This window comes from Micromonospora vinacea, from assembly GCF_015751785.1.
Lineage (GTDB): Bacteria > Actinomycetota > Actinomycetes > Mycobacteriales > Micromonosporaceae > Micromonospora > Micromonospora vinacea.
The window spans coordinates 6814864-6832932 of the sequence record NZ_JADOTY010000001.1 but is presented as its reverse complement, the minus strand read 5'-3'; the positions used below and the strand labels follow the sequence as shown (position 1 = coordinate 6832932).

Genomic DNA, 18069 nt, shown 5'->3' with positions numbered 1-18069 from the left:
AGGAGGTTCCGTGCGTAGACGCATGGTGTTTGTGAGTTGTGTACTCGTAGCGGTCGCGGGTACGACGTCCGCAGCCCAGGCAAAGGTGTCCCCGGACCGAGCGGCCGCACAACCGTCGCTCGCCGGTTTCGCCCCGGCCGTCGACGTGGACGCGATGAACCGGCAGTTCCACCACCTGGAAGCCATTGCCGCCGGAAGCCCCGAGGGCTCGGGCGGCACGTACTTCGACGAGAAGACCGGGCAACTGGTCGTCCGGCAGGTGGCGAACGCCGACGGCGCGCGACTGCGGTCCGAGGTGGCGGCCCGTTCGCGACAGGCGGGCGAGGTGCCGGTCCGGTTCGAGACCACGACGGTGTCAATGCAGCGGCTGGAGACCGCCACGAAGGCGTTGAAGAGTTCCCGGGCCTGGGCCGGCGACAGCGCCGGGAGTGTGCACCAGGTATGGCTGGACCGCCTGACACCGCAGATCGTCATCGACGCCTCCGGCGACGCCGAGGCCCTCGTCGCGGCGGCGGTCAAGGCCACCTCCCTGACGCCGAGGGTGTCCCTGTCGAAGACCGGAACCGTCGAGGCGAGCCGCCGGGTCGACAGCGCCCCCTACTACGGTGGGCTGGCACTGTTCAACAGCGTTCCCGGAAACGCCCGTACCGCGGACGCGTGGTGCACGACCGGATTCCGGATGACCCGCGGCGGGACCAACAGCAACTGGGTGACCACCGCCGGACACTGCGGCCCGAACCAGCGCAACTTCTGGCACGGCGGCTGGAACCTGCGGGTCAGCTCGAACTACTACAGCCTGGGCACGGACGTCGCCATGCTGGCGGGGGAGAACGGCGCTTACTTCAGCCGGCACTCCTGGTTCGGTGGGCGGGACACCAGCACGTCGCATCCGGTGACGGCGAAGTTGACCGGATGGCCCGCCATCGGGTCGGCGGTCTACCTGTCCGGTGCCAACGGTGGTCTGGTGTACGGCCTGGTCCGGGACACCAACAACACCGACTGCAACGGCACGCCGACGGTTGTCGTCGACACGGTCACCGGGCACCCGAGCGACGGTCCGGTGCTCGGCGGCGACTCGGGCGGGCCGGTCACGCGGTGGAACACCGCCACCTCGGCGACGAACGACCTCACCGCCGAGGGCATCATCACCTGTAGCGACAGCTCGAGCCGGGCGGACTTCACGCCCATCCACCGCGTCGAGGCGGCCACGGACGCCGTCGTGGTGATCGGCGGCAACTGACCGGTCCGGTACGCGGGCGGCGAGCGTGCCGCCCGCGTACCGGTGCCTTGGGGCCGGGGTCAGTTCGTGTACGACGACGTTGTCGGCTCGGGAGGCGAAGGCGCGGCGAGTCCAGGTGCCGTTGCTGTCGGTCCAGGTGGAGGTGGCCTCCCCGGTCCGGAAGTCGGTGATGTCGGTGAGCCACTGCGGCCGGGTGTAGAACGCCGAGCCGGTCATGCCGCAGCGCTTGAAGATGTTCTCCTGGATGTAGTCCCAGTACGTCTGCCGGCCACGGCCTCCACGATCAGCGCGGAAATGGTGACCTCCGCCTCGGCATGGGTGGTGGTGGGAATGCCCGGGACGCCCACCAGTTTCGCTTGCCGGGCCCGCTGCTCGTAGTATTCGTGCACCTCGTCCCGGCTCTGGAAGACGCGTTGCACGTCCTCATCAGGGGAGTCCAGGCCGGAGGTGCCGGACAGCAGGTGGTGGATGTTCGCCTGGTCGGCGATGTCCGTGGCGAAGCCGTTCAGGTGGGCGCCTACCGTGTCTGACAGCCGCAGCTTGCCCTGCTGGGCCAGCTGCAAGATGGCCGCCACATGGAGCGGCTTGCACGCCGAACTGAGGCTGAATGCCGTGCCCTCGTGGTTGCGGATCCCCTTCTCCTGATCGCCCATGCCGTAGCTGCGGGACAGCACCGTCCGGCCCCGGTGCGACAGCAGCACCACGCCGGAGAACCTGCCTGCCTCGGCGAGCTGAGCAGGGACGTGCCGTGTCCGGACTGCCTGGCGCCGGGCCGCACGACGAGGAACGCCAGGTGGTAGTGGGGCTCACTGGGTGGGAGCCTGAACGGCCTTCAACTGCGGCCAACGGCGTCGAACGGCCTCAACAGCACCCACCCCTACCCGGGGCTCTACGTTCCCGCAGGCCAGAGCGGGTGCGGTGTTGTGTCCTGTCTCCCGCGGAGTGCTCCGCGGTTCTGCGCAGCGGTCGACGGCGCTCTATGTCGTCTGACAGGGGAGTGTGCGCAGATCAAGGCGGTAAGGAGCCGTTGGTTGGCCTGGTCTTGCAACTGGGAGCAGATTGGACGCAGGTTGGCGAAGATGGTCAGCTGCTCCACCCAACAGCCCGACACCATGATCAGCCTAGTCGCATCGCATTGATGCTCTTGACACGCTCCAAATAGCACCGTTAACATCACTGAAACGTTGTTAGCGCTAACAGCCGCCGGCCGCTGATCCGCGCCGGACGAGGCCGAGTCGATAGCGTGTGCGCTGGAAGCCCAACTGGTCGAGCGGAAAGCCCTTCTCCCACCCTTCGTTATCACCGTCGAAGGATGCCTCACATCCAGCAATTAGCCACGTCAGGCCGGCTGATCGTGAAATCGGACGTTTTCTGCCCGTTGTTAGCGCTAAATACGCTCAGACGGAAGGTGGGACCTAATGGTTATCGAGAAGACTGCCGGCAATCGACGTCGAGGTTTAGCGGCGATTGGCCTTGCTCTCGCGATAGGAGTGGGCGTGGGTCAACTGACACCGATCGTGCCGGCCTCGGCGGAGAAACCCGTGCCGCCGGCAGCACCCGGCACCGGACCTCAAACCCCGTCCGCCAAGGTGCCACTGGCCGGCGTCGACATGGCTCAGACATACGTGAACCCGATCAATTTGCCCGGAATGGCCGTGCGCAACATCGTAGGGACGATGCCGCCTACGGACGAGAATGTCGCAAACACTTCGCAAATCCCGGCCAGCTTGAACCTGGAGACGTGGACGGCAGCGTCCGGGCGGACTCTCGCGAGCCGATCCACCGCCGGGTTCACCAGGATTTCCGAGAACTCTGCACGAACCGGGGCGGACTGGTCCGCCCTGAACGTCGACGGGACCATTTATCTCTATGCATCAGGCGCCATGCAGAACGCCCCGAACAACAACCGCACTGTCTGGTCCACCACTGACTACCTCACGTGGACGCCCCATCAGATGAACCTGGGCTTGGTCGCACCAACCGTCGTGCAACTCGGCGACAAGTTCTACATGGCCGGCAACAACACGCCGGTCTATCAAGCGGACTCGCCCACCGGGCCGTGGACCAGCATGGGAAGTTTCCTGCGCCCGAGCGGCCAGACCCTGAGCGTTGGCGACGTGCAATTCTTCCCGGACACGGACGGCCGGCTGTACTTGACGTACAACATCGGCTCGCCGATCATGGGCGCCGAGCTCGACCCGAACAATCCTCGGCAGCTCATCAGCGACCCGGTCGTGCTCTGGACCTTTGACCCGCGCCAGGAGTGGCAGCACATCGGTGACAACAAGGCGACCTACACGCATGGGTACGTGGAGGGTTCGCAGCTGTTCAAGGTGAGGGACACGTACTACCTATCGGTCGCATCCGGTGGCACGGAGTTCACCACGTACGCGACCGGTGTGATGACGTCGGACAAACCGCTATCCGGGTTCAAAGTCACCCAGCAAAACCCGATCGGCTACGGAAACAACCACCCGAGTGCGGTATATCCGAACGCTGGGCACGGCAGTTTCGTACTCGACAAGTCCGGCAACCTGGTGTTCTTCTACACCTATGTCATCGCGTACGAGGAGTTCTTCGAGCGGCGACTGGGGATGGACATCTGCAACGTGATTCCCGCCGGTCCGAAACGGGGAGCAATCGATTGCGAGTTGTCCAACACGCCGCAACTGGCCCCGGGGAAGAAGATCTCGGGCAGGGACGACACCGGACTCTACAATGTGGCCACCAACAGCCAGGCCTACTGGGCAAGCAGCTATGCGCCCGGGCGCAACCCGTACTACGGAAGCGACCGCTCCCTATCCACCTGGTGGGAGCCGGCTGACAGCGATACCGCGCCCACGTACATCAGGGGCTTCGGGACCGTTTTTCACATCTCCGCCGCGCAGATTCAGTGGAAGGAGCTCGGACGCACGTTTACCAAGGACAACGCGGTGCAGTACACGCTGGAGTACAAGGATATCCCCACCAACACGTGGCGGCCCTTGGTCGACAGGAGTACGAACTCCACCGCGTTCACGGCTGACTACGTCACCTTCGACCGGGTGCTGACGAACGCAGTCAGGCTGAAGGTCTTGGGTACGACCGAGACCGTCAAGGTCGGAGTCCACGAACTGAACGTTTTCGGGGAGAACTACAACCTGGCCGTCGAGAAGGGCATGATCACTCGATAGTCCGGTTGCTGGGCCGTGCAGTAGGAGCGGGCGAGATCAACAGATCTCGCCCGCTCCTACTTGTGCCGCATCTCAGCACGCCTAGGGGTGCCTATGCGGCTTCCGCACCGTCAGCTTCTGGTAATTGGCGGCGTGGGGCTGGTAGGTCGGGTTGCCGGAGTAGGCAACGTGGACCCGGTAGGCCCCGGGCTGCAGATCGGCGGTCGGCAGTTCGACGACGGCCTTACCGTCCGCCAGTGGCACGACGCGCACGGTGCCGCCGAAGGTGACGGTGACCTCGCCGGTCGGGGTCGGAGCGTGGTGTTTGTGCCCGCCCGCCGGTCCAACAGTCACGTTCAATCTGAACGTGCCCCCGCGGACAACCGATGCCGGCGCGGCTTTCGCCCGGACCTTGACGGCGGCCGGGCCGGAGGGCACCCCGAACGATGCCGTACCCACCGACGCCTTCAGGTAGTCGAAGCCGAGGTACTCGGCCTTGACCGTCCGGGCACCCGCGGGCAGACCTGTCGGCAGCGTGACCGTGGCTGCGCCGTCGCTCAGGCGGGCGAGCTTCGACCACGAGCCGATGCTGAGCCGCACCTGACCGCCGGTCTCGAACCCGTCAGCTGCCGTGACTGTCACGGTGGCCGTGGTCGTCTGGGCGCCGCTCGCGTACGGCTCGACAGCCACCTCGGTGGTGGTCGTGACGTCGCTGTTCGGGATTCCGCGGATATCGTTCCACTCGCGAACGGTCAGCGGGATCACGGTGCCGTGACGCGGACGGACGACACCCGCGTTGGTCATCGTGATCGCCTTGGCGTTCCAGGTCGGGGCCTCGACGTTCTCGTGACACGCGGCCTGGTAACCCCCACCGTTCGTGTACCGGTCACCCCAGAGGTAGAACTGGCCGGGGCAGGAGGTGTCACCGGGGTTCGCCTTGAAGATGACCGGCCCCTCGTACCCCTGGTTGGCGACCCACGTCGTGCGCCCCAGAGCTGGCGCGACCAACGTCCAGTTGTCAATGTTGCTGTCCAGGAAGTCGGTGTGTTTCTCCGAGAAGATGTCCGAGCCCTGGTTGCCAGCCTCGTTCTTGGTCACCCGGTAGTAGTGGTCACCGACCCGGATCGCGGTCGTGTCGATCCGCGACAGCGGGGCCGGATCCTGCCAGACCTGGGGAGCGGAGAACGTCTGGAAGTCTCGCGTCGTGGCATACCACATCTGCGCGTTCCCCTGACCGGTGCGGTTCACGGGGTCGCTCCACAGCGACTGCGCCCAGAACACGACGTAGGCGCCGATTTCCTCGACCCACAGCGACTCTGGTGCGAAGGCGTTCCCCGCGTTGCCGGGCGCGACCTTCACGTGCCGCTGAGGGGTCCAGTTCACAAGGTCGTGTGATTCGAACACCTCGATGTACTGGGTGTCGTTGATGGCGTATCCACCCTGGTCGTACCAGTTCAGGTCGGTAGCGATCATGTAGAACGTGTCGCCGTCAGGTGAGCGGACGATGTGCGGGTCACGAAGCCCCTGGTCACCCAGTTGGGAGATGAGTGACGGCCGACCTCCGGTCAGACCGGTCCAGTCCAGGGCGGTGTTTCCGTTGGATGTGGCGAACATGATCTGCTCGCCGTCGGCAATTCCCTCGCCCTTGAAGTACCCCATGAAGTACCGCTCGTACTCCTCGGAACGTGGCATGGCGGTGATGGTCACCGGGAACGACTTCTTCCGCGAGGCCGTACCCTTGGTGATGGTCGCCGTCAGGGTGGCGGCAACATCCTCATGGCCGAAGGCCGGGCGGGTCACCTCACCCGTCGGGGTGACGAGGCTTGTGGTCGACCTCCAGGTGATCGTGGATCCGAACTCGCCCCTGGCAGCGAGGTCGAGGTTTCCGCGTACGTCGTCGGTAGCGTCCAGGGTCAGGTCGGAGGCGTCACGGTCGGCCGCCTGCCCATCGTCGAACTCGGCCTTCACCACGACGGGGATCTCCCGTGTGGTGACCTGCTCGGCACCCTTGCGGACAGTCGCCGTGAGCATGACTGTCGCGTCGGGCTGCCCCTGGGCGGGCCGGGTGATCCTGCCGGTCACCGCAACCTTGCGTGCGCTGGCGAGGGCTGGCGGGGTGTAGACCTCGACGACCGACGGGTCCGAACTACTCCAGGTGATGGCCGAGCCCGCCACGGAACCCACCTTGGGCAGAACGACATCTCGTACGACCGCACTGGTCAGGCCGAGGTCGATGGCCGCGGCGTCGGCGCGAACGCCATGGGAGACGGTCTTCTCCGCCAGGACGAGTGTCTCGTCGAGACTCAGTGCCCGGTCGTACACGCGGAAGTCCCGGATTGTTCCGCGGAACGAGTAGTGGCCCGACGTCTGCGAGCGACCGAGGAAGTTGCAGTTGGTCCCCGCAGCGTTCACCGACGGCGCCGTGGTCAGGTCAGTCGACGTCGCGTGCAGCACGCCGTCGAGGTAGAGCATGCCGGTCCAGCTCGTGCCGTTCGAGTTCAGTGACTGGGTGTAGGTGACATGGGTCCACGCTCCCTCGAGCATGCGGACCCGGTTCTGTTGGAGGTTCGCCGGACCCACCGCGACCCGGAACCGCTGCGTGTTCGACGCGAAGATGGAGCCCTCGGCGCCGGTGTCGACGTCGCACGACCCGGACTTACGGCCAAAGCCCCACATCTGGTGCTCGCCGACGTTTGCTGGGTCGACCCACACGTCATAGTCGACGGTGAGGTTGGACATACCGGCGGTAATGTCGTTCGGCAGTGCCACGTATGCGCCGTCGCGGGCGCCCTGGTAGGAGTCGGGGTTGAACCTGACTCCTTCGCCGGTCAAGGCCGCCTTCTCGGGATTCACGAGCGTGGCGTTCGCCGCCGCGCCCGCGCTACCCGAGTTGACCAACGTCGTCCCACTGGTCTCGTCGAGGGCGAAGTGGTGGACCAGACCCTCGTTGAGCTGCTCCTCGGCAGCGTGCGACGGCGTCGCCGCGAACGAGACCGAAAGAAGCACACCCAGTGCCAGGACCGCGACACCTCTACTCTTGCGACTCAGCCCGAGACGTGGCCTTCGCTGTCGCAGTCTCAACTGATCCTCCTTGATCGGCGTGGGGTTTTCTCTAAGGTGGACGGAACTGTTAACGCTAACTACGGTGTGCTGCCAGGTCAACGCAGTGCGTTGCGGCCCAAGGGTCACGGAGCCCCGAGGTTGATGTGCCCACCGGTCGGCCTGTCGGGGTTCAGATGGTGATGCGGTACGCCAGTTGTCCCGGATCCCTTGCTGGGCGGGCCGTACGCGGGCCAGGAGGCTAGCCATCAGTGGTGGAGGCCGGACCGGCCGGGCGTCCAGAACGCCGCTACCTCGCCGAACCGATCCTCTAGTGGCTGGCCGATCAGTCTCCGCGCCCGAAGTGCTCACAGATGCCGGACGGAGACGGGTCTTTGACCTCCGGTGATGGAGCTCGAGCGGTGCGGCGTGACCTCCTAGTAGAGGTCGAAGTGGTCAGGCCTGTTGTTCCGGAATGGCTGGCGCCGGCAGGAAAGCGCGGACGTGCTCCCCGCCGGCCTTCCCTCCGGACGCTACTCGTCGTTCACGGTGAACGCTCGAAGCCCAAGGCTTGGTGCCAGCGCTTCGACAAGCCAGGTAACACGGTGATCACCAGCGGCCAGCCCAGCGCGAGCGACCGTGCACCAGTCGTCGCGATCGAGCAGGGAAAGATAGCCGCTCAGAACGCGCTCTCGTCCGCCCTCGGGCCAAGCTATTCGTTGCGCCGCTGGGTGATGTAAATGCTCAGCCAGTTGCGCGGCGATGACGAAACGCTCTACCGACGGCTCTAGGCGGCCGGCGTGTTCGCAGTGGGCCTCTAGAACGGCGGAGGCGGGCGGGTAGTGCTCGAGCGTGATGCCCGTGCCGCCGCTGTCAGCCATGATGGTCAGCAGCAGGCCGGTGTGATCGACCAACTCGCTGTCCGGATTCGCTGCGGTGATCGCCTCATGTAGGTGCGCCGCAGTGGCGACCGTTCCGGCGAAGTAGCGGTTGAGGTAGTCGCCATCACAGGCGCGTCGCAGCATCCACGGCCGCGCTGCGGTGCTGCCGATCGTGCACAGGGACTCCACGACATAGACCCGTCCCCAGCCCGTGACCCGCTCGGCCAGCCACAGCAGTGCCTCCGAGCCGCCGCACCACGACCGCCGTTCGAGCGCGCGGGCGGCCAGTGGGCCGAAGTGGTTCGACAACAACCCGATCGTCTTGATCAACTCGATGTCGTCGTCATCCCATACGGTGGTCAGCAACGCCAGACCAACAGTTGCAGCGCAGCGATCGGTCGCGTGCTGGACAAGCCAGCGACCGGTCGCTCGGACACGTTCGGCGTCCACGCGACAGGCAGCAGCCGCTATGTGTTCGTTGGGATGGATCGGAACATAGAGGTCATGGAACGCCCCGGCAAGATCGCCTGGAACGGTGGACCGATCGGCGAAATGCCTGTCCAAAACGCCGGCGACATCAGCACCGCTGCGGCGCCGATCCTCCGGCTCTCGAGGACGGGACTTCCGACCTCGGTGCTGTCCATCATCCGGATACGGCTCACCGTCACGGAGAAGAGGCACGTCGGGATCCGCGCGATGCATCCGCAATGCATGATCAAATAACGACAAGTTGGGTCCGAGCAGTCCAGGCTCGGGTGTCACGCTCACCAGCGGACGGAGGACTCGATTCTTTCGATCATGCCCAGATCATGCCAGGCACTTCAGCCGACCAGCAACCGAGCCCCGCCCCGCGTCGGTAGAAATTGCCTGTTCGGGCCGGGGTAGGCTGGCCGGCGTCCGATCCGCCGCTACCTCTCGGGATTTACATGCGGACGGGGTCAACGCGGACGCGGTGACGGGCGAGTTCGGACGCCGCCTATTGCCTGAGCGGCCTCCAGGTCCGGATCCGGTCCCGTCAACCCAGTCGATCCAGCTTGTCGCGAGCGGTGGTGTCGGGCCGAGGCGTGAGGACCACGAGGCGCAGGTCGGTGTTTTGGGTGGTCAGGACGTTGGCGTCCAGCGGGATGGCGCCCACGTCCGGGTGTACGGCGGTCTTGTGCGCGCTCTCGTGATGGGCCACCGCGCGGAGGGCCCAGAGGTGGCAGAACCTGTCGTTCCCGGCCATGCGCGAGATCAGTGCCGCCACGTCGGGATCGTTTGGATAGCGGGCGCTGGTCGCGCGCAGGTCTGCCACCAACGACTGCTCGAAGTAGGCGCGCTCGGTGTCGGTCTGGCGGACTCGGGGGTTTCGGGATTCGAACTGGACGATCAAGGCGTTGCGATCGTCGGCGGTGGCGCCGGCGGGGTCGCCGAAGACGGCTGCGAACAGCCGGTTCCAGTGCAGCAGCCGCCACACGGCGTCGTAGACGGCCACCGGGGTGTCGTCGAGGTGGTCAATGACGCGGTGCAGGCTGGTGGGGATCAGGTGGGGTATCCGGTCCGGGGCCGCGGCGAAGCCGGCAAGGCGCATCAGGTGCGCCTCCTCGTCGTCGGAGAGTCGTAGCGCGCGGGCCAGGGTGGTGCACACCTGCGCCGATGGTGTGGCGGCCCGGCCCTGTTCGAGGCGTGCCACGTATTCGGGGGAGATGCCGGCCAGTGCTGCCAGCTCACCGCGCCGTAGCCCGGCGACGCGGCGAGGTGATGCGTTCGTGAGGCCGACCGCGGCCGGATCCATGCGATCCCGCCAGGCCCGCAGCGCGGCGCCGAGGTCATTCATGAACCCCATGATCCGCCATCGCTGGGTGGTACCAGTGGTACGCGGAACATCTGTGTCTTCCACAGTGGTGGCTCGGCCCTTCAGGATGGGGATCATGAGCAGAGTGACCAGGATGAATCACATCGGAGTGCCGGTCAGCGATTTGGCGCGGTCGGTGAGGTGGTACGAGGATGTCCTCGGCATCGCGCCGAACGGCGTGACGATCTCGGCGACGAACCCGGCGATCGGTGCGGTTGTCGAGGTCGAGAACGCGTCGATGCGGGCATCCTTCGCGTTGGCCGGTGACAACGTCCTGCTGGAACTCATCCAGTACGACAGCCCGCAGCCGAGGCCCTTCACCGGGCGCAACTGTGACGTTGGGGTGATGCACCTGTGTTTTGAGGTCGACGACCTCGACGCGGCGCACCGCGACCTGGTAGAGCGGGGGGTGCACGTCAACGCCGATCCGGTCGTGCTCCAGGACGGCGATGGCGTCGAAGCGGGGGCGCTGGCCGGGACGAAGATCCTCTACCTACGTGACCCCGACGGCATCCAGCTGGAACTGTTCGAGTTGCCCTCGTAGGAGCGCCGACTCCGAACCCGGCGGCCGCCCCCGGTGAGCTGTCGACCCCATCGGTGCACTGCTGTGGATACCATCGTTCGGGCCGCTACCGACACCGCCGTGGGCACCGCACCGACCCCCACCACCATTCGTCCGGCGACATGCAGAAGTTGATGACAGACAACACATCCGGATCTTTCGTCGCTCGAGAGGCGGAGCTGGGTGAGATTGCCTCGGTGACGGCAGCCGCGGCGCGGGGCCGTGGCGGGGCGATGCTCGTTCTCGGTGACGCGGGGATCGGCAAGTCGACGCTCATCGGTGAGGCCGCTTCGCGGCTCGACGGATGGCAGGTGCTGCGGGCCGGTGGTGTCGAGTTCGAGAGCGAACTGCCCTACTCGGCCCTGCACCAGTTGTGCGCGCCCGTGCTCGACCACCGCGCTGGGCTCCCCGTACCGCAGCGGAGCGCGCTCGACGCGGTGTTCGGGCTGCACGCCGGGGTCAGGCCGACCCCGATGCTTGTCGGGCTGGCCGTCCTGGGCCTGCTGAGTGCCGTAGGCCGGCGCAGGCCGGTGTTCTGCGCGGTCGACGACGTGCAGTGGATCGACGCCGGCTCGCGGCTGGTACTGGCCTTCGTCGCGGCACGCGTGGCGGTGGAGCCGGTCGCCATGGTGTTCGCTGCCCGCGACGCCGCCTCGGTGTCGGAGCTCGGTCGCCTACCCGCCCTCACTCTCACCGGACTCTCCGATTCGGAAGCCCTCACCCTGCTGCGGTATCGGGCACCCTTCGGCCACGAGGCAGCGATCGTGCAACGGATCCTCGCCGAAGCAGCCGGCAACCCTCTTGCCCTGGTGGAGTTCGCCCGCGACGCCGGACCGTTCGGGCTACCCGGGGACGCCGGGCACCGCGCCGTGGAGCACCGGTTCGTGAGTCGGTTCCTGCGGCTGCCGGCACCCACGCGCTCGGTTCTGGCGCTGGCCGCGGCGGAGCCGACAGGTGACCTCGTTCTGCTGCGGCGTGCGATGGCGATCCAGGGGCTGGACGCCGTGGACCTGACCGCGGCCGAGGACAGCGGCCTGTTGGTGGCCGGGCCCCGGGTGCACTTCCGGCATCCGTTGGCGCGTTCCGCGGTGTACCTGTCGACTGGCGCCGGGGCGCGACGGCAGGCGCACGCGTCGCTCGCCGCCGGTACCGACGTCGACGTCGATCCCGACCGTCGCGCCTGGCACCAGGCGAACGCGATCACCGGCCCGGATGAGGAGACCGCGGCCGAGCTGGAGCGTTCGGCCGGACGGGCACAGCGCCGCGGCGGACTCGCGGCCGTGGCCGCGTTCCTCGAGCGCGCGGCTCGACTGACACCTGGCCGGTCGCGGCAGGCCCGCCGGTTGTTGGCCGCGGCCCGGGCGCGGTTGGGTTCGGGGGCGCCTTCTGCCGCCCGGGAGTTGGTGGACGAGGCCGAGCGTCTCCAGCCGGACCCCGTCGACCGCCGGGCCGCGCGACTGCTGCGCGCGACGATCGAATATCACGTGGCGCGCAGTATTCCGGCGACGATCGCGCTCATCGAGGCGGCCGACGGCGTGGGGCCCGACGAGGTCCGCGAGACCTACCTGGAGGCGTTCGCATCGCTCATGTTCAGCGTCGACGAACCGGGGAGGTTGCGGCGGCTCGCCCTGCACATCCGGGAACGGGTGCCCCAGCGTCAGCCGCCACGCCCGGCCGACCTGCTGCTGCAGGCGTTGGTCGAGCAGAACCTCCGCCCGGTGGACGAGGCGATGCCCCTGATGCGCCGCACGGTCGACGCCTTCCGGGACCACGCCCGCACGTCCGACGCGGATCCGTGGTGGATGGAACGCGCCTGCGTGCTGAGCGTCGACCTCGGTGACAGCGACGCCATGGAGGAGATCGCCGACCGTCAGGTGGATCTCGCCCGGGCACAGGGCGCCTACGCGATCCTTCCCCATGCGTTGCGCTTCCAGGCGGCAGCCCGGACGATCGTGGGCCGCTTCGCCGACGCGCAGGTCTGCATCATCGAGGCGCGTGCGGTCGACGAGGCCGCCGGGACATCCAACCTCGTCGGGTCCGACCTGATGCTTGCCGCCTGGAGCGGGGACGTCGACCGGTACCGGGAGATCCGGGAGAAGCTGCGCGGCTGGGTGGGGGTGAACTTCACCGCGCTGCACTACGCGGAGAGCGTGCTGTGCAACGGCAGCGGCGATCATCAGGCCGCGCTCGACGCGTTGCTGCTCGTGCGGGACCAGCACCGGCGCGGCGCGTACGCCGTCACCGCCTTCCACCACGAGCTGGTCGAGGCAGCCGCGTACCTCGGACGTCCCGAAGAAGCCAAGGAATCGGCTGACTGGATCGGGGATGTCGCACGGGTCAACCCGAACGCGTGGACGACGGGCGCGCATCTGCTGGCGTGTGCGCTGCTCGACCCGGGGCTCGGCGCGCAGGACCACTACCGTGCCGCGATCAGCCGGTTCGCCGGGAGCAGGATGCGGGTCCACTACGCGCGTGCCCGACTGCTCTACGGACAGTGGCTGCGACGGGTCGGCCGTCGCGCCGAGGCGCGGGTGGAACTGCGCGCCGCGCACGAACTGCTCTCCACCATCGGCGCGCGCGGGTTCGCCGGCCGCGCCGCCCGCGAACTGGATGCCATCGGCGAGCCGACCCTGACCGACGACGCCGATCCGCTCGCGGGGCTGACCGCACGGGAACTACTCGTCGCCCGCAAGGTCGCCTCCGGCGCAGGCACCAAGGAGGTCGCCGCGCTGCTGTTCGTCAGCCCGCGAACGATCGACGCCCACCTGCGCAACCTCTACCGCAAACTGGGCATCACCTCACGTCGGCAGCTACGAGAACTACTCCGCTGACGGAGCCGGGCCGACCGAGCGACGAAAGGGCCCCGCCGGTACGAGACCGGCGGGGCCCTTGGGTCACGTCAGCGCCGGGCCCGATCACACTCCCGTTCGGCACGTGTCTTCAGCTCCGTCAGCCACGTCTCCAGGCCCGCCCCGAGAGCCACGGTGGAGAAACTGACGTCCTGCTCTACCTGGTCACCGCGCCACGTCTCCTCGGTACGCACGAGAACCCGGCCGCCGATCTCGGTGAAGGTCCACACGTGCACCCCCTCGTCGATGCGCAGCCCTGCACCGACCGCCGGACCGTCCCACCGAAGACACCTCTGGTGCTGAAGCTGCCGGACGGTGGACGTGACGACGAGGGTCGTGGCGGGATTCAGCGCGGTCTCGAGGACCGGTGTCGTCCATCGAAACGACGATCCGGGACGCAGTGGTCCACGATCGAGCCGCTTGCTGGAGGAGACCGGCTTCTGCCACGACGGCCAGCGTTCCACGTCGGTCTGGATCTTCCAGATGGTTCGCAGCGGAGCGTCGATCGTCGTCTCCGTCCGATAGCGAATCTTCGCCGCGGTGTCGACAGTCCTTCCCGCACATCGCACCGTCGCGTGGTCGGAGCCGACATCGCGCCTGACCTCGGCCCGAGCCGGCGCACCTGCGGTGCCCACGAGGCCGGCCACGACCACTGCCGTCGCGACGGCAAATACTCGATTCTTCACGAGGCGGTCACCGCCTCGGCGGTGCCCTTGAGTCGTTCCAGCCACATGGCGAGGGTCGTGTCGAGGCCCTCCTGGAAAGGCCCAGGGTCGGCATCGACAGGCGGGCCGGCGAAGGACTCCTCGGTCGACACCTCCACACCGTCGCCGGCCGGAGTGAGCGCCCAGACGTGGACGCCGAGGACCCCGTCCGGTCCGTCACCGTATCCCCGCCACACGAGGCGTTCCCGCGGTCGTACCTGAACGATCGTCGACTCGATCTCCATGCCCGCGGCCGACCAGCGGAACACGGAGCCCGGGGCGAGCGGACCGGGTGTTTCCACGCGTGCGTACGGGATTTCTGGCAGCCAGGTTGTCCATGCGTCGATGTCGGTGAGGATCCGCCACACGGCTTCCGCCGACGCGGTCACCGTGACGCTGTGGCGGCTGACCACCGGGGCCGACACGTCAATGCCGGCCTCGTCGGTGTCCGTAATGTTCTCCATCGTGAAGCCTCTCTGCGGTCACTGACCATCGGATCGCCGGGCATGAGAGCGAGCCGCTAGATCCACACCCGGCAGATGCGATCGTGCCAAGACGGCAACCGCTACACATCGGCAAGAACTACCTAGTTCGCGGTACGTGGTGCCCGCGGCGGATGTCGGCTCCGAGGTCACAGGCGTGTTCGTCGAGCAGCTTCTCGAGTTGCTGCTGTGGAAGCGGCAGGGCGTGCAGCGGCGGATCGGCCAGCCGGGTGAAGTCAAGATGCACCCCTCCGAACGGGAAGCGGGGCGCCGGGACCGGGCCGGTGCAGGCTGCCTCGAAGCGGTCGAGCAGCCCTCGCTAGCGCAGCAACTCCAGGATCTGCCCGCCGAGACCGCCGGCTTTCGGGGTGTCCCGGCGCCCTGGTTGCCGTTCCAGGACCAGCGGCCGGACACCGGCAAGGCGCAGCTCGGCGGCCAGCAGGAGACCGGTCGGGCCGGCACCCACAATGATCACATCGGTGTGCTTCATGCGCACCTGTCCAGGTCGTCGATGCTGCCGGACATGATCGTGCGGACGTGCTCGGTGATGCGCTCGAACGGCCAGTCCCACCAGGCTACGGCGAGGAGCCGGTCGATGTCGGCGTCGCTGTAGCGGCGGCGTAGCAGCCGGGCCGGGTTGCCGCCGACGATGCCGTAGTCGGGGACGTCGTCGACCACGACGGCGCCCGACGCGATGATTGCTCCATGGCCGATATGGACACCCGGCATCACCATGGCTCGGTAGCCCAGCCAGACGTCGTTGCCCACGACGGTGTCGCCTCGCCCCGGCAGACCGGTGATGAGGTCGAAGTGCTCGGCCCAGGAACCACCCATGATCGGGAAGGGGAACGTCGACGGGCCGTCGAGGCGGTGGTTTGCGCCGTTCATTATGAACCGCACGCCTTCGCCCAGTGCACAGAACTTACCGATGACGAGCTTCTCGGGCCCGTAGTGGTAGAGCACGTTGCGAGTCTCGAACGCGGTTGGATCATCCGGGTCGTCGTAGTAGGAGAACTCTCCGGCTTCGATCAGTGGCGAGGTGATCAGCGGTTTCAGCAGCACCACCCGCGGTTGGTCCGGCATCGGGTGCAGCGCGGTGGGGTCGGCGGGAACGGGCATCGCAGTCTCTCCTCGTCGGAACGGCACGGGCCGTTCCGATAGGATCATGCCGGGGAGGCCTCTCCGAGTCAAGTACGGCACGTGCCGTACCGTTAAGGTGTCGGAATGACCGACGCACCCCGCCGCCGTGGCGCCGAGCGAACCGAAGCCATCATGCTGACCACGCTGGAGCTGGGCCGGGAGATCGGCTACGCCAGGCTGAGCATCGAAGCGGTCGCGGCCCGCGCCGGCGTCGGAAAGCACACGATCTACCGCCGCTGGTCATCCAAAGGAGCCTTGCTACTCGACTCGCTGCTGTCGCTGAACGAGTCCAGCCTGGACTATCCCGACACCGGCGACATCGCCGCTGATCTGCGGGCGCAGATCTACGCGGCCGTGGACCTGCTCGGTGGGCCGCCCTTCGGCCCGCTGTTCCAGGCCTTGGTAGGCGAGGCCCAGCATGATCGCCAGGTCGCCGTCACGCTGAACGAGCGCTTTATCGCCCCGCAGGCGGACAAGACCGTCGCCCGGCTCAAGGCGGCCCGCGACCAGGGTCAGGTGGCACCCGACTTCGACCTGGAACTGGCGATGGCGATCCTGTCTGGGCCGCTGTACTTCCAACTGCTGATCACTCAGGAACCGCTGACCCACGAGTATGTGGACCGGGTCCTCGACGCACTCTTCGCCGGGCTGCGGCCTTCCTGATCCGCGCTGGTCAGGTGATCGGGTCGCCGTTGAGGGCGGTGGCCTGTGTGTATGGGCGGTGGCGCCGATCGCCCCGTTGCGGGCGATCTCGCGGGCCAGCGTCCGCGCCCCGGCCTCGCCCCCGGTGTCCCGGCCAGCACGCGCGCGAACACTGACCCGCGTCTGGGTCGCCGGACCCTCGATCCGCACAGTGACTTACTTCGCAATACTTGCCTCTAACGCCAACGTTAGGTTTTAGCCTGGCGGCATGCAGATCAACGGCAAGAAAGCCCTCGTAACAGGCGCCAACCGTGGGCTCGGCAAGGCCTTTGCCGAGGCTCTCCTCGCCCGCGGCGCCACCACCGTCTACGCCACCGCCCGCCGCCCTGACCGCATCAACATCCCTGGCGTCGTCGCCCTCCAGCTGGACATCACCGACCCGACATCCGTCGACGCCGCGGCGGCCGAGGTGGGCGACCTTGATGTTCTCATCAACAATGCTGGCATCTCCACAAACGCGCCCCTGCTCGGGCCCTCTACGGAAAACGTCCGCCGCGAATTCGACACCAACTTCTGGGGCACCCTCAACGTCACCCGCGCCTTCGCCCCCAGGCTTGCCGGGGGCGCCATTCTCAACGTCATCTCAGCCCTGAGCTGGTACGCCTTCGCCCCCGCCAGCAACGGCTACGCCGCCTCCAAGGCTGCGGAGTGGTCTCTCACCAACGGCATCAGGCTCGAGCTGGCCGACCAGAAAACCCAGGTCACCGCCTTGGCCCTGGCCATAGCCGACACCGACATGATGGCCGCCTACGACATCCCTAAACTCCCACCCCACGAGGTGGTCACCATGGCACTGGACGGCTTGGAAGCGGGCAAGCTGGAAGTCATCGCCGACAGTCCCACCGCCAACGTCAAGGCCTCGCTCTCCCGCGATCCCGCCCTCTTCTACGCCGACATCCCCGCCGCCCTCTTCGGCTGACCATCCTCACGGCAAGCCCCGCCAGCCGCAGGCGTTCCTGAAGATCATTCGACGGACCTTACCCAAACCCGACCGGTTGGCGGGGCACGTCAATCCCGTGAGCCGGCAACAGCGCCGACAGCCGCCGGTGCGGATCCTCCCAGCGTTGTCTGACGACTGCCCCCCGTGCGTTCCCGCCGGGAATGAACACCTTGGTGGACCCGAAGGCGTCAGCGCTGGCGCTCCCCGCGGCGAGATCCGGATGTTGACCTACGCCACCTCCCAGAAGGTGGCCAACCTACGCCGCGATCCCCGCGTGGTGTGCCTGGCCGAGGACGGCGACGACTACTCCAAGCTGCGGGCGGTCCAGCTGACCGGGACGATGGAGCTGATCACCGATCCGTTGTGGATCGCCGACGTCGTGATGCGCCTGCGGATGAAGTACGAGCGGATCCCGGTCGATGACCCGGCTGCCGCCACGCGCGCCGCCCTGGACGGCGTCGCGAAGCAAATCGGCCTACGGGTCCGCGTCGACCGGGTCGTCTCCTGGGATCACCGCAAGCTGCGCCGTTGACGGCACCGCCCG

16 protein-coding genes are annotated in these 18069 nt (G+C 67.3%); 8 read left to right on the top strand and 8 right to left on the bottom strand.

Translation table 11 applies throughout. The features are described from left to right. Nucleotides 1-85: 85 nt before the first annotated feature. Nucleotides 86-1240, top strand: coding sequence for a chymotrypsin family serine protease (locus IW249_RS31865; protein WP_196925115.1), 1155 nt, complete (start codon nt 86-88; stop codon nt 1238-1240). A gap of 212 nt (nt 1241-1452) precedes the next feature. Here the strand turns inward: IW249_RS31865 and IW249_RS31860 are convergent, their stop codons facing one another. After that, nucleotides 1453-1944: a serine hydrolase domain-containing protein gene (locus IW249_RS31860; protein WP_307788773.1), complete on the bottom strand. Its 492-nt coding sequence runs from the start codon at nt 1942-1944 to the stop codon at nt 1453-1455. Nucleotides 1945-2658: 714 nt separating this feature from the next. Between IW249_RS31860 and IW249_RS31855 the strand changes: the two genes are divergently transcribed. Continuing rightward, nucleotides 2659-4413 (top strand): family 43 glycosylhydrolase, encoded by a 1755-nt coding sequence (locus tag IW249_RS31855; RefSeq protein ID WP_196924175.1) that lies wholly within the window; start codon nt 2659-2661, stop codon nt 4411-4413. 81 nt (nt 4414-4494) lie between these two features. On the opposite strand, the gene IW249_RS31850 is transcribed toward IW249_RS31855, so the two are convergent. Together IW249_RS31850 and IW249_RS31845 are read right to left on the bottom strand one after the other, a co-directional pair. Further along, complete coding sequence (locus IW249_RS31850; protein ID WP_196924174.1) at nt 4495-7554, bottom strand: immunoglobulin-like domain-containing protein; 3060 nt, start codon at nt 7552-7554, stop codon at nt 4495-4497. A 410-nt stretch (nt 7555-7964) separates the two neighbouring features. Then, the gene (locus IW249_RS31845; RefSeq protein WP_196924173.1) at nt 7965-8678 is read right to left on the bottom strand and encodes a hypothetical protein; all 714 of its coding nucleotides are present in this window, start codon (nt 8676-8678) and stop codon (nt 7965-7967) included. Between the two features lie 36 nt (nt 8679-8714). Between IW249_RS31845 and IW249_RS31840 the strand changes: the two genes are divergently transcribed. After that, nucleotides 8715-9035 (top strand): hypothetical protein, encoded by a 321-nt coding sequence (locus tag IW249_RS31840; protein WP_196924172.1) that lies wholly within the window; start codon nt 8715-8717, stop codon nt 9033-9035. 292 nt (nt 9036-9327) lie between these two features. Here IW249_RS31840 and IW249_RS31835 read toward each other — a convergent pair whose 3' ends face one another. Further along, entirely contained in the window at nt 9328-10128 is an 801-nt protein-coding gene (locus IW249_RS31835) for a helix-turn-helix transcriptional regulator (RefSeq protein ID WP_231392740.1), read from the bottom strand. Nucleotides 10129-10240: 112 nt separating this feature from the next. On the opposite strand from IW249_RS31835, the gene IW249_RS31830 reads away from it, so the two are divergent. Together IW249_RS31830 and IW249_RS31825 are read left to right on the top strand one after the other, a co-directional pair. After that, the gene (locus tag IW249_RS31830; protein WP_196924170.1) at nt 10241-10690 is read left to right on the top strand and encodes a VOC family protein; all 450 of its coding nucleotides are present in this window, start codon (nt 10241-10243) and stop codon (nt 10688-10690) included. 152 nt (nt 10691-10842) lie between these two features. Continuing rightward, a complete protein-coding gene (locus IW249_RS31825) occupies nt 10843-13539 on the top strand; it encodes an AAA family ATPase (RefSeq protein ID WP_196924169.1) in 2697 nt (898 codons plus the stop codon). Between the two features lie 68 nt (nt 13540-13607). Here the strand turns inward: IW249_RS31825 and IW249_RS31820 are convergent, their stop codons facing one another. The 4 genes from IW249_RS31820 to IW249_RS31805 all read right to left on the bottom strand — a co-directional run bounded on the left by IW249_RS31820 (nt 13608) and on the right by IW249_RS31805 (nt 15862). Continuing rightward, nucleotides 13608-14243, bottom strand: coding sequence for an SRPBCC family protein (locus IW249_RS31820; RefSeq protein WP_196924168.1), 636 nt, complete (start codon nt 14241-14243; stop codon nt 13608-13610). Further along, nucleotides 14240-14725: an SRPBCC family protein gene (locus IW249_RS31815; protein WP_196924167.1), complete on the bottom strand. Its 486-nt coding sequence runs from the start codon at nt 14723-14725 to the stop codon at nt 14240-14242. The genes IW249_RS31820 and IW249_RS31815 overlap by 4 nt, the downstream gene beginning before the upstream one ends. 337 nt (nt 14726-15062) lie before the next feature. Further along, the gene (locus IW249_RS34620) at nt 15063-15233 is read right to left on the bottom strand and encodes an FAD-dependent monooxygenase (RefSeq protein WP_231392739.1); all 171 of its coding nucleotides are present in this window, start codon (nt 15231-15233) and stop codon (nt 15063-15065) included. Next, a complete protein-coding gene (locus IW249_RS31805) occupies nt 15230-15862 on the bottom strand; it encodes a CatB-related O-acetyltransferase (protein ID WP_372433016.1) in 633 nt (210 codons plus the stop codon). The genes IW249_RS34620 and IW249_RS31805 overlap by 4 nt, the downstream gene beginning before the upstream one ends. 105 nt (nt 15863-15967) lie before the next feature. On the opposite strand from IW249_RS31805, the gene IW249_RS31800 reads away from it, so the two are divergent. From IW249_RS31800 to IW249_RS31790, 3 genes are all read left to right on the top strand, one after another. Then, entirely contained in the window at nt 15968-16546 is a 579-nt protein-coding gene (locus IW249_RS31800; RefSeq protein WP_196924166.1) for a TetR/AcrR family transcriptional regulator, read from the top strand. Between the two features lie 247 nt (nt 16547-16793). After that, nucleotides 16794-17504 (top strand): SDR family oxidoreductase, encoded by a 711-nt coding sequence (locus tag IW249_RS31795; RefSeq protein ID WP_196924165.1) that lies wholly within the window; start codon nt 16794-16796, stop codon nt 17502-17504. 241 nt (nt 17505-17745) lie between these two features. Next, nucleotides 17746-18057 carry a pyridoxamine 5'-phosphate oxidase family protein gene (locus IW249_RS31790; protein ID WP_196924164.1) on the top strand — a complete coding sequence of 104 codons (312 nt, stop codon included), beginning with the start codon at nt 17746-17748 and terminating at the stop codon, nt 18055-18057. Nucleotides 18058-18069: the final 12 nt, after the last annotated feature.

Coding starts and splice junctions, on each gene's coding strand:
- IW249_RS31855 (WP_196924175.1), top strand. CDS start 2,659: ATGGTTATCGAGAAGACTGCCGGCAATCGACGTCGAGGTTTAGCGGCG.
- IW249_RS31835 (WP_231392740.1), bottom strand. CDS start 10,128: ATGAATGACCTCGGCGCCGCGCTGCGGGCCTGGCGGGATCGCATGGAT.
- IW249_RS31830 (WP_196924170.1), top strand. CDS start 10,241: ATGAATCACATCGGAGTGCCGGTCAGCGATTTGGCGCGGTCGGTGAGG.
- IW249_RS31825 (WP_196924169.1), top strand. CDS start 10,843: ATGACAGACAACACATCCGGATCTTTCGTCGCTCGAGAGGCGGAGCTG.
- IW249_RS31815 (WP_196924167.1), bottom strand. CDS start 14,725: ATGGAGAACATTACGGACACCGACGAGGCCGGCATTGACGTGTCGGCC.
- IW249_RS34620 (WP_231392739.1), bottom strand. CDS start 15,233: ATGAAGCACACCGATGTGATCATTGTGGGTGCCGGCCCGACCGGTCTC.
- IW249_RS31805 (WP_372433016.1), bottom strand. CDS start 15,862: ATGCCCGTTCCCGCCGACCCCACCGCGCTGCACCCGATGCCGGACCAA.
- IW249_RS31800 (WP_196924166.1), top strand. CDS start 15,968: ATGACCGACGCACCCCGCCGCCGTGGCGCCGAGCGAACCGAAGCCATC.
- IW249_RS31795 (WP_196924165.1), top strand. CDS start 16,794: ATGCAGATCAACGGCAAGAAAGCCCTCGTAACAGGCGCCAACCGTGGG.
- IW249_RS31790 (WP_196924164.1), top strand. CDS start 17,746: ATGTTGACCTACGCCACCTCCCAGAAGGTGGCCAACCTACGCCGCGAT.